This is a genomic window from Caulobacter sp. GW456-12-1-14-TSB4, assembly GCF_059424195.1.
The window spans coordinates 44,387-54,924 of sequence record NZ_JBWKZF010000034.1; the positions used below are offsets into that span (position 1 = coordinate 44,387).

Annotated in this window: 10 protein-coding genes; 5 read left to right on the forward strand and 5 right to left on the reverse strand. The window is 67.5% G+C overall.

Annotated elements, in window-relative coordinates; all coding sequences use genetic code 11:
• Positions 1-18: 18 nt before the first annotated feature.
• Entirely contained in the window at positions 19-1,029 is a 1,011-nt protein-coding gene (gene cobS / locus AC07YH_RS23125) for a cobaltochelatase subunit CobS (RefSeq protein WP_494749258.1), read from the reverse strand.
• Between the two features lie 77 nt (positions 1,030-1,106).
• Positions 1,107-1,481 (reverse strand): RcnB family protein, encoded by a 375-nt coding sequence (locus AC07YH_RS23130; protein WP_494749259.1) that lies wholly within the window; start codon positions 1,479-1,481, stop codon positions 1,107-1,109.
• A gap of 123 nt (positions 1,482-1,604) precedes the next feature.
• Here AC07YH_RS23130 and AC07YH_RS23135 point away from each other — a divergent pair, with 123 nt between their 5' ends.
• A complete protein-coding gene (locus AC07YH_RS23135; RefSeq protein WP_494749260.1) occupies positions 1,605-2,342 on the forward strand; it encodes a phosphatase PAP2 family protein in 738 nt (245 codons plus the stop codon).
• Here AC07YH_RS23135 and AC07YH_RS23140 read toward each other — a convergent pair.
• The gene (locus AC07YH_RS23140; RefSeq protein WP_494749261.1) at positions 2,312-2,749 is read right to left on the reverse strand and encodes a hypothetical protein; all 438 of its coding nucleotides are present in this window, start codon (positions 2,747-2,749) and stop codon (positions 2,312-2,314) included. The two genes, AC07YH_RS23135 and AC07YH_RS23140, sit on opposite strands and share 31 nt — an antisense overlap.
• Positions 2,750-3,190 (reverse strand): hypothetical protein, encoded by a 441-nt coding sequence (locus tag AC07YH_RS23145; RefSeq protein ID WP_494749262.1) that lies wholly within the window; start codon positions 3,188-3,190, stop codon positions 2,750-2,752.
• A 126-nt stretch (positions 3,191-3,316) separates the two neighbouring features.
• Between AC07YH_RS23145 and AC07YH_RS23150 the strand changes: the two genes are divergently transcribed.
• Complete coding sequence (locus AC07YH_RS23150) at positions 3,317-5,512, forward strand: sensor histidine kinase (RefSeq protein WP_494749263.1); 2,196 nt, start codon at positions 3,317-3,319, stop codon at positions 5,510-5,512.
• Here the strand turns inward: AC07YH_RS23150 and AC07YH_RS23155 are convergent.
• On the reverse strand, positions 5,509-6,165 hold the full coding sequence (locus AC07YH_RS23155) for a J domain-containing protein (protein ID WP_494623499.1): 657 nt from the start codon (positions 6,163-6,165) through the stop codon (positions 5,509-5,511). The genes AC07YH_RS23150 and AC07YH_RS23155 overlap by 4 nt on opposite strands.
• A 56-nt stretch (positions 6,166-6,221) precedes the next feature.
• Between AC07YH_RS23155 and AC07YH_RS23160 the strand changes: the two genes are divergently transcribed.
• The 3 genes from AC07YH_RS23160 to AC07YH_RS23170 all read left to right on the forward strand — a co-directional run bounded on the left by AC07YH_RS23160 (position 6,222) and on the right by AC07YH_RS23170 (position 10,332).
• Complete coding sequence (locus tag AC07YH_RS23160; protein ID WP_494749275.1) at positions 6,222-6,497, forward strand: BolA family protein; 276 nt, start codon at positions 6,222-6,224, stop codon at positions 6,495-6,497.
• Positions 6,498-6,585: 88 nt separating this feature from the next.
• Positions 6,586-7,002 (forward strand): cytidine deaminase, encoded by a 417-nt coding sequence (gene cdd, locus AC07YH_RS23165; RefSeq protein ID WP_494749264.1) that lies wholly within the window; start codon positions 6,586-6,588, stop codon positions 7,000-7,002.
• Positions 7,003-7,332: 330 nt separating this feature from the next.
• On the forward strand, positions 7,333-10,332 hold the full coding sequence (locus AC07YH_RS23170) for a TonB-dependent receptor plug domain-containing protein (RefSeq protein WP_494749265.1): 3,000 nt from the start codon (positions 7,333-7,335) through the stop codon (positions 10,330-10,332).
• The last annotated feature ends 206 nt before the right edge of the window (positions 10,333-10,538 follow it).

The window sequence follows — 10,538 nt, forward strand, 5'->3', positions numbered from 1 at the left end:
GCGAGCCGGAGCTTCACGTCAGGCCACCTTCACCCGCGCCGCGCTTTCCGGGAGGTCCGTGCCGAACGCGCGCTGGAAGAACTCGGCCACCGTGGGGCGCTCCAGCTCGTCGCACTTGTTCAGGAAGGTCAGGCGGAAGGCCAGGGCCACGTCGTGATCGAAGATCTCGGCGTTCTGGGCCCAGGTGATCACCGTACGCGGGCTCATGACGGTCGAGATGTCGCCGTTCATGAAGGCGTTGCGGGTCATGTCGGCGACGCGGACCATGGCGGCCAGGGTGCGCTTGCCCTCGGCCGTGTCGTACGACGGGTTCTTGGCCAGCACGATGGCGGCCTCGACGTCGTGCTCCAGGTAGTTGAGCGTCGTGACGATCGACCAGCGGTCCATCTGGCCTTGGTTGATCTGCTGGGTGCCGTGATAGAGGCCGGTGGTGTCGCCCAGACCGATGGTGTTGGTCGTCGAAAACAGCCGGAAATACGGGTTGGCGCGGATGACGCGGTTCTGGTCCAGCAGGGTCAGCTTGCCGCCGGCTTCCAGCACGCGCTGGATCACGAACATCACGTCCGGACGGCCGGCGTCATATTCGTCGAACACCAGGGCGATCGGGCGCTGCAGGGCCCAGGGCAGGATGCCTTCGCGGAATTCGGTGACCTGCTTGCCTTCCTTCAGGACGATGGCGTCCTTGCCGACCAGGTCGATACGGGAAACGTGGCTGTCGAGGTTCACGCGGACCAGCGGCCAGTTCAGGCGCGCGGCGATCTGCTCGATGTGCGTGGACTTGCCGGTGCCGTGATAGCCCTGGACCATCACGCGGCGATCCTTGGCGAAGCCGGCGCAGATGGCCTTGGTCGTCTGCGGATCGAACTTGTAGGCGGTGTCGATCTCGGGGACGTGCGGGTCGCGGTGCGAGAAGGCCGGGACCTTCATGTCGCTGTCCACGCCGAACGCGTCGCGGAGCGTCACCCACTTGTCGGGGACCAGGGTGATCAGGGGATCGTTGGCGGAGCTGGTGTCGGCGAACTCGGGCATGATTACCCGATTAAACGCTTGACCCTGGGTAGGGGAAGAGGGCGCCGCGTTGCGACGCCCCCTCCGAGCCCACTTTTTTAGTGGTTGGCGATGATCACCGAGGCGATCAGGCCGGTCGCGACGGCGGCCAGGACGTACTGGTCGTTCACGCGCTGCCAGCGATAGCCGCGCGGCGGGTGACGCAGGCCACGGGCGCGATAATCGCTGACATAGTAGGTGTTGCCGCGATAACGGCTGTCGAGGCGTTGACCCTTGGCCCAGCGACGGGCGTCGCGGCGGTCCTGACGGTCCTCGGCGCGGGCCTGGTCGCGGCGGCCGTTTTCGTAGGCGCGATCGCGAGCGTCGTAGCGGCCGTTGTTGTTGTGGTCGCGGCCATAGGCCTGGGCGGAAGCGGCGCTCGCGCCACCGGCCAGCATCAGGACGGCGAGGGAAGCGGTGATGAGGCGTTTCATATCGGATCTCCTTTGAAGGTGAGAGCACCCTAGGATGCTCGACCTAGAGCCAGCATGAACGGCCCCGCTCAGCTTAAGTTCATGTTTCTTATGAGAAATGTTGTTGCGAGAAGTGTCGACTAGATGACTATCCGCTTGATCCGTATCGACTTTCCAGGGTTGCTGGCGACCGCGCGGCGCGAGCTTGGCGCGACCTGCGCCCTGCTGGTCGTCACGCTGGGCGGCTGGGGCTTCCTGTCGATCGCCGAGGAAGTGGCCGAGGGCGAGACCCGGGCGGTCGATCTTTCGGTCCTTCGGGCCCTGCGCGTAGACGGCGATCCGCACGCGCTGATCGGGCCCAAGTGGCTGCACATCGCCGCCACCGACATCACGGCCCTGGGCTCGGTGACGGTGCTGGGGTTGGTGATCCTGCTGGCCTTCGCCTTCCTCGCGTCCCTGCGCCGCTGGACGGAAGGGCTGCTGCTGGTGGCCGGGGCGGGCGGGGGCCTGCTGATCAGCCAGGGCCTGAAGGCGGTGTTCGAGCGCGAGCGGCCAGACCTCGTCTACCGCGCCGTCGAGGCGGTCAACGCCAGCTTCCCGTCGGGTCATGCCATGCTGTCGGCCGTGGTGTTCCTGACCCTGGGCGTCCTGGCCGCGCGCTTCGCGCAGAAGCGGCGGGTAAAGGTGCTGGCGGTCGCCGCCGCCGTACTGGTCAGCCTGCTGGTGGGCGCCAGCCGCGTCTATCTGGGCGTCCACTGGGCCAGCGACGTGCTGGCCGGCTGGTGCATGGGCGCGGCCTGGGCCATGGCCTGCTGGCTGGCGGCGTTCTTCGTGCAGCGGCGGCGGCTGGATCAGTCCGCCGGGAAAACCGGGCGCTCGTAGACTAGGCGCGGCGTCTCGCGGGCGATGACCTCCAGGCACTGGTTCTGGCCGCCGAGGAGAAAGTGGCGAAGAGGACCGGTAGCCAGCGCCGTCACGCCGCGATTGAGCTCGTCCAGATAGGCGCTGCGCGCGATCTCGTAGGCGAAGGAGACGGGGGCGTCTTCCGCCTGCCGGCGTGTCCAGTAGTCGAGAAGTTCGCCCTCGTCGCAGACCCGGTAGCTGACGGGATCTTCCACGACGACCCAAGCCGATCCGATATCCCCATCGTATTCGGCGACCAAGGTCCAGCCGGTCGCCAAGCCGTAGCTGAACTGGAAGAGATCGCCGCTGTCCTTGCGGCCGCCCCGCCAGCCGATGGCGGCGTCGATCGAGGTGAAGCCCGACGGAAGTTCGGCTGTATCGCTCACCTAGGGGTTCTTCGGCTTCGGCCGCCAGCGCAGCTCCAGCGTCGTCCACACCGCGCCGACCATGTCGAACAGACCCACGGCCAGCCAGGCCTTGGGCAGCCAGTCCAGCAGGACGAAGGCGCCGATCACCACCAGCGAGAACACCCGCAGCACCACCGAGGCCCGCATATAGGTGCGCTGACCGGTCCAGCCGGCCACGTGGTAGCCCATGCCGTAGGCCAGCAGGACCAGGCCGGCGAATCGCACCCAGGGCAGGGACGCGGGTTCGACATGGGCGTGCAGCAGGTCCAGCACGGGGCGCGGCGCGACGGCCAGGGCCAGGCCCGCGGTCGAGATCAGTCCGCCCCAGGCCCAGATGCTCCAGGGCTTGCCGAACGGCACCGGGCTCACCGGCGTCGGGTCATCGACCGGGGCGCGCCAGTCTGGATCACTCACACTCATGAAGTCCTGTCCCTCGCCCAAAGGCGGCGGGAGCATGGCTCATGCGGGGTCTGCTCCGCAAGGACGACGCTTCCGGCCAGGCCGGCCAGGGCTTAAGACGGGAGCATCCGTCGTCGCGAGCGTCCCTTGGTCAGCATCAGCCCCGATCGCGCTCCCGCCTGGAAGGCCCGGCTGGCCGGCCTGATGGCCAGGTGGCCCGCGCCGCCGGTGTTCCAGATCCTGCTGGCGGCCTATGTCGGCATCCTGCTGGCGGTCGCCGTGGTCTGGATGGCCCTGCAGATGCCGGGGGCGGCGGTGCGCTTCCTGCCGGACGGCGCGGCGATCCGGGTCCAGGCGAGCGATGGCCGCGTGCTGGCGTCGCTGCCGGGCCAGACCCGGGTCACCTTCGCCGGGTCCGGGGACGTGGTCAGCGACGTCGCCGAGGCGCTGGTCCAGGACTACGCGCCCGACAGCGCCACGACCGACGTCGCCGCCTGGTACGCCGACCGCACGCGCCTGGCGCGGATGCTGGCTGGCGGCGAGGTCCGGCTGTCGTGGCCGGAGGGCAGTCATACCCTGCGGCCCATGCGCCAGACCCTGGCGGGCCTCTCGCCCGATGTCTGGATGCTGCTGGGCGGCGGCCTGGTCGTCTGGATCATCGGGGCCTGGATCTGGGTGCTGCGGCCCGCCGACTGGGGCGCGCGGATGTTCGCCCTGGCGGCCCTGGGCCTGCTGATCGCGGCGTTCTCGGGCGCGCTGTTCGACGCCCGGGCGGTCAGCGCCGACGGCCGCCTGCTGTGGGCGCTGAACACCGCCAACCTGATCGGCAGCAGCCTCTACGGCGCCGCCACCCTGGCGCAGTTCGCCGTCTTCCCACAGCGGATCGTCCGGCCCGCCTGGCTGGGCGTCCTGGCTTTGGCCGCCGTGGCCTGGGCGGTGGGCGGCGGGCTGGGCTGGCTGTCGCTGGAAACCTACTATGCCGGCCTGCTGGCCCAACTGCCGGTGTTCGCCTGGCTGCTGTGGCGGCAGTGGCGCAATGCGGCGCTCAGCCCGCTGGATCGCGGCGCCCTGCGGTGGATCGGCCTGATCACCCTGGTCGGCGCGGGCCTGCTGGTGGTGATGATGGCCGCGCCCAAGCTGCTGAAGTCGCCGTCGATCGCCAGCGACGGCACGGCGTTCGGGCCGCTGATCGTGATCTTCGCCGGCATGGCCGTGGCGGTCGGACGCTATCGGCTGCTGGACCTGGATCTCTGGGCCTACCGGCTGATCCTGGCCGTACTGGCGGCGCTGGGCTTGCTGGCGGTCGACGGGGCCCTGGTCATGGCCCTGCACGTGCAGACCGGCGCGGCGTTCAGTCTGTCGATCCTGGCCGTCGCCGCCGCCTATCTGCCGCTGCGCAGTCGCCTGTGGCGGCGGATGACCCAGCATCGGGCGGTCAGCAACGACGCCCTGTTCGAGATGGCGGCCGGGGTGGCGTTCAAGCCCGACCCCGCCGCCCGCCGCGCCGGCTGGCTGGACCTGCTGCGGCGGCTGTTCACGCCGCTGGAGATCGCGGACTTGGACGAGGCCGTCACCGCGCCGCAGCTGCGCCAGCACGGCCTGGAGCTGGTGGTGCCGGCGACAGCGGACGGGCCGGCGACGCTGCTGCGCTATCGCGGCCAGGGCCAGGGCATGTTCCGCAAGCCCGACGTGCGGCTGGCGACCCAGCTGGTCGGGCTGATGCGCCAGGCCGAGTCGGCGCGCGAGAGTTATCGGCGCGGGGTGACCGAGGAGCGGGTGCGGATCGCCCGCGATCTGCACGACGATGTCGGGGCCCGGCTGCTGACCAGCCTGCACCGCGAGGACCTGCCGGCCGCACGGCGCGACGTCCGCGAGGCGATGGCCGACATCCGGGTCATCCTCAGCGGCCTGTCGGGCGACGCCATCGCTCTTGAGCAGGTGATCGCCGACCTGCGGCACGAGACGGAAGAGCGCCTGGCCTATGCCGGCCTTGAGCTGGACTGGCCGATCAGCCTGGGCGAGGCGGCGCCGAGGGCGCTGGACTATGGCGTCTACAAGGTCCTGATCTCGACGGTGCGCGAGACGGTGACCAACACCCTCAAGCACGCGCGGGCCAGCCGGCTGTCGGTCGAAGTCGACGAGGAGGGCGATCGCCTGCGGGTGGTGCTGCGCGACGACGGCGTCGGCGGCGAGGCTGCTCCGGCCCAGGTGGGCGGCGGGCAGGGGCTGCGCAATCTGCGCGGACGGCTGGAGCCGATCGGCGGAAGCCTGGTGTTCGAGCGCACGGCCGGCGGCGCGAGGACCGAGCTGACGATCCCGCTGCCGCCCTCGGTGAAGGCCTAGGCCTTCACCATCCCTGACTTCTGCAGGGTCTTGTACGCCTTGATCACGCGCTGGAGCTTGTGCTCGGCGCTGCGGTCGCCGCCGTTGACGTCGGGGTGGCAGCGCTTGAGCAGTTCCTTGTACTTGGCCTTGATCGCCGCGCTGTCGGCGCCGGCTTCCAGGTCGAGGTCGGCCAGGGCCTGGCGCTCCAGCTTGCCCAGGCTGCGCTCGGCGGCGTCGCGCGCCGATTCGGCCTTGCGCTGCTGGGCGCGGAAGATGCCGAACGGGTCGGCGAACGCCCGGGCGTCGCGCGCGGCCGCGGCCGCGGCTTCCCGCGAATTGGCGTCGGCCTTGAAGCTCCAGGTCGGCCGGCCGCCGGTCTGGCGTTCGGCCTCCTGGGCGGCGCGGATCTGGCCCTCGCTCATGCCGGCGTAGAAGTTCCAGTTCTTGTTGTACTCGGCCGCGTGCGCCTGACAGAACCAGTAGTGCTGGTTCGGCAGGTCGCGCGACTTCGGCGCCTTGGTCGATCCCGCCAGTCGGCAGTCGGGATGATCGCAGCGCTTTTCGCCGGGCTTGAGGCCCAGCACGTCGTTGACCACGTCGTCCTCGCCCTTCTTGGGAGGGCGGACGCGGATGTCGGTGAACTTGGGGCGGTATTCGAACTCGCGGCTCATGGCGTCTAGAGTAAGCCCACGCTATTTCCGTTCAAGGATTGACAAGCAAGAGTCGCATCATGGGCGCCGTTACGGACACCATTCGCCGCAAGCTGACCGAGGCTTTTTCGCCTTCCAAGCTCGACCTCGTGGACGATAGTGACCGCCACCACGGCCACGCTGGGCACACCGGTTCGGGCGAAAGCCACTTCAATCTGCGAATCGAAGCCGAGGCCTTTGCCGGCAAGGCGCGGGTGATGCGCCAGCGCATGGTGATGCAGGTCCTGGCCGAGGAGCTTGCGGGCCCCGTCCACGCCCTGTCGATCATCGCCAAGGCGCCTGGCGAAGAGTAAGTCGGCGCTTACTTTTTTGCTTGCGCGGCGCTGCTGCGGCTGATTGCCTCTCTCCCCGGCGCGATCCTGCCGGAAGGCAAGAAACCGCATGAGCGCCGACCCCAAAACCGTTGAAACCGAAGCCGCCCGCACGCTGCCGGACCTGCTGTCGCGCGCCTATGCCCGCTATTCCAACTTCACGGTGGCCGCGGCGGTGATCGATGACGAGGGCCGCGTCCACTACGGGGTCAATGTCGAGAACGCCGCCTATCCGTCGGGGACCTGCGCCGAGCAGACGGCGATCGGGGCGATGATCACCGCCGGCGGTTCGCGGGTGATCGACAAGGTGCTGATCGCCGCCGGATCCGATGCGGTGGTCCAGCCGTGCGGCGCCTGCCGCCAGCGCATCGCCGAGTTCGCGGGCGAAACGTGCGAGATCGTCTCAATTCAAGGTGGAGAAGCGACCCAGAGGACGCTTTTCTGGACGTTGCTGCCCCATTCATTCGGTCCGCGCGACCTGGATTGATCGTCTGATCAATTTTTGTGCAATGAATGTCCTGGGTAATTCGTCGTCCGCGCAAGAATTTTCGCGGATACGGACTTCGGTTGGATGAATTCCGTCCATTCGAAAATTGGAAAATATTGCCAACCTATCGGCGTTACATGAACTAAATTCCCCAAATCGGGGCAAAAGCGTGTTCATATAGCCACGTTATGCCTAATAGCGGGCAGATTTACTTTCGGTAATGTTGGCGTTTGCGACGAAGCTGTTACAGGGCGCGCCCCGCCGATCAGGGGGCGTTCGCGCCGAGGGTCGGTTGGGAAACCTTTAGTACCGCCCTTGGGGGATTACCTGTTGAAGTTGAATAAGAATCTGCTGCTCGGCACGACCGTGATCACCGGCGTCCTGTCCCTGGCCGCCATGGCTCACGCCCAGACGACCCCGGCTCCGGCTGCCGACGCGCCCGCCGCTCAGGAGACGCAGGAAGTCGAAGCGATCACCGTCACCGGCTCGCGCATCCGTCGTTCGGAATTCACCGCCTCGGCCCCGATCCAGGTGCTGACGGCCGAGCGCGCCGAAATGGAAGGCTCGGCCACGCTGTCGGCCGTCCTGCAGAACTCGACCCTGGCGGCCGGCTCGGCCCAGATCAACAACCAGTACACCGGCTACAACGTCACCGGCGGTCCGGGCGTCAGCACGATCTCGCTGCGCGGCCTCGGCGCCAACCGCACCCTGGTGCTGCTGAACGGCCGTCGCGCCGGTCCGGCCGGCGTGCGCGGCCAGGTCGGCCCGTTCGACCTGGGCACCGTTCCGGAATCGATCGTCGAGCGCGTCGAAATCCTGAAGGACGGCGCCTCGTCGGTCTACGGTTCGGACGCCGTCGCCGGCGTCGTCAACATCATCACCCGCACCAAGATGGATGGCGGCGAGGTGAAGCTGTACGGCAGCAACCCGCTGGACCACGGCGGCAAGTCGTACCGCGCCACCGCCGCCTGGGGTAAGACCTTCGACAAGGGCTACTTCAACGTCTCGGGCGAGTACTTCCGCCAGGAAATCCTGCGTCGTTCGGACCGCGCGGACACCGCCTGCGCCGCCGACTACCTGTTCGACCCGAAGACCGGCGCCCGCAAGGACTACCTCGACTCGGTCACTGGCCAGTTCAAGTGCAACAACCTGACCAACGGCTACGTCCAGCTGGTCAACGGCTCGGTCAACCTGGTCCCGGTCACCCCGGGCGCGACCTATCCGACGGTCGCCCAGGGCAACAACTCGACGATCAACGGCTTCGCCCGCTTCAACCGCATCGGCTATCCGGGCACCTACAGCTACGCGCCGACGACCAGTCCGCTGTACGATCGCTCCAGCACGGTCTCGCCGGAAATCCGCTCGACCGTGACCTTCAACGGCGGCTACCAGATCACGCCGAACGTCGAAGCCTATACCGAGCTGATGTTCAGCGAGCGCAAGTCGGCCCAGATCGGCGCGGCCCAGCTGTTCCAGTCGTTCGCCCAGCGCAACACGCTGAACGGCGCGGCGAACTACCTGCCGGGTTCGAACCCGAACAACACGCTCGGCGAGAACGCCGTGACCGTCACGGCCTACGAGTCGAACGGCCACCAGGACGTGAAGTACTACCGCGCCGTCGCGGGCCTGCGCGGCTCGATCGACTGGAACGGCGGCTGGGACTGGGACCTGTTCGGCCAGTACTCCAAGTCGGACGCGACCTATGACTTCGGTCCGCGCGTCTATCTGGACCGCCTCGTCGCCCTGAACAGCCCGAACGTCGCCTGCACCAACAACCCGGCCGGCGGCAACTTCTCGAACTTCAACTGCTCGGCCCTGCCGAACGGTATCCCGTGGACCTCGAACCGCATCCTGCAGGGTCAGTTCACCCAGGCCGAGCGCGACTTCCTGTTCTTCAACGAGACGGGCACGACCGAGTACTCGCACGCCTATGTCGAAGGCTCGATCTCGGGCGACCTGTTCAGCCTGCCGACCGGCCCCGTCGGCGGCGCGTTCGGCTTCCAGGTCCGCAAGGAGCGCATCAACGACAAGCCGGGCTACCAGGCCGCCAACCGCAACATGGCGCTCTACAGCTCGGCCGGCCAGACCAAGGGCGACGACAGCTCGAAGGAAGTCTTCGGCGAGCTGAACCTGCCGCTGGTCCGCGACCAGTTCCTGATGGAGCGTTTCGACGTCAGCCTGTCGGGCCGCTATTCGGACTATGCCTCGTACGGCTCTGACGCCACGTGGAAGGTCGGCGCCAACTGGCAGGTGCTGCCGTCGGTGACGCTGCGCTTCACGCACGGCACCTCGTTCCGCGCCCCGTCGCTGTACGAACTGTATCTGGGCAACCAGATCGGCTACTCGAGCCAGAGCGCGATCGACCCCTGCTACGACCTGGCCAACTCGACCACGGCCTCGCAGACGATCCGCACCAACTGCGCCGCGCAAGGCATCCCGAACTCGTACAACGCCCTGGGCGGCTCCAGCGCCACGGTCTACTCGACCGGCGGCCAGGGCAACCTGAAGGCCGAGACGGCCGCGACCAACACCTTCGGCTTCGTCTGGTCGCCGAAGTTCGCGGACCTGAACGTGGCGGTCGATTACTTCACGATCAACATCGACAACGAAGTCCGCCAGTTCGGCGCGTCGAACATCCTGAAGCAGTGCTACAATTCGGCGGACTTCCCGACGAACCCGTTCTGCTCGCTGTTCACGCGTGATCCGTCGAAGTTCTACATCGTGTCGGTCCAGAACAGCTACGTGAACGTCGCCACGCAGGTGAACCACGGCATCGACCTGACCACGCACTACGGTCAGTCGCTGTTCGGCGGCAAGCTGTCGGTGAACTCGCAGTTCACGTGGATGACCAAGAACGTCATCACCCTGCTGGGCGGCGCGACCCCGCTGAACTACCTGGGCACCACCTATACCTTCGACGGTCCGGGCTTCTCGGGTAACCTGTCGGCCAGCTGGAAGAAGGACGACTGGACGCTGTATTGGGGCGTCAACATGATCGGCAAGGGTTCGGACGTGACCCAGCCGGCCAACCAGGGCGACATCTTCCCGGTGTCGAAGTACACGGACATCCCCAACGGCGTGACCACCAGCTGCACCGCCGCCGTGAATGCCTGCGCCTACTACAAGATCCACTCCGAGTTCATGTCGTACCACACGTTCTCGGTGAAGAAGGACTTCGGCGACATGTCGACCCAGATCGGCGTCAACAACGCCTTCGACGAGCGTCCGCCGGCCGCCTCGTCGGGTCAGCTCCGTACGGGCGTCGCCCAGATCGGCAACTACGACATGATCGGCCGCCGCATCTTCGTGGCCGTGACGAAGAAGTGGTAGTCTGACCGGGACTTGAGATCGGCCGGGTTCGCCCGGCCGGTCGACGGGCCAAAAAGCCCGGCTTGTCGGCTTGCCGACGGGCCAAAAAAGAAGGAGCGCGGGAGTGATCCGGCGCTCCTTTTTCTTTGTTCTCCTCCCCCTCTGGGGGAGGTGGCCCAGAGGGCCGGAGGGGGCAGCGCGGCCTACGCCGAGTAGGGGGGGGGGGG

Bases quoted from the DNA above. Each gene is read 5' to 3' on its own strand.
- cobS (WP_494749258.1), bottom strand. From the start codon at position 1,029: ATGCCCGAGTTCGCCGACACCAGCTCCGCCAACGATCCCCTGATCACC.
- AC07YH_RS23130 (WP_494749259.1), bottom strand. From the start codon at position 1,481: ATGAAACGCCTCATCACCGCTTCCCTCGCCGTCCTGATGCTGGCCGGT.
- AC07YH_RS23135 (WP_494749260.1), top strand. From the start codon at position 1,605: ATGACTATCCGCTTGATCCGTATCGACTTTCCAGGGTTGCTGGCGACC.
- AC07YH_RS23145 (WP_494749262.1), bottom strand. From the start codon at position 3,190: ATGAGTGTGAGTGATCCAGACTGGCGCGCCCCGGTCGATGACCCGACG.
- AC07YH_RS23155 (WP_494623499.1), bottom strand. From the start codon at position 6,165: ATGAGCCGCGAGTTCGAATACCGCCCCAAGTTCACCGACATCCGCGTC.
- cdd (WP_494749264.1), top strand. From the start codon at position 6,586: ATGAGCGCCGACCCCAAAACCGTTGAAACCGAAGCCGCCCGCACGCTG.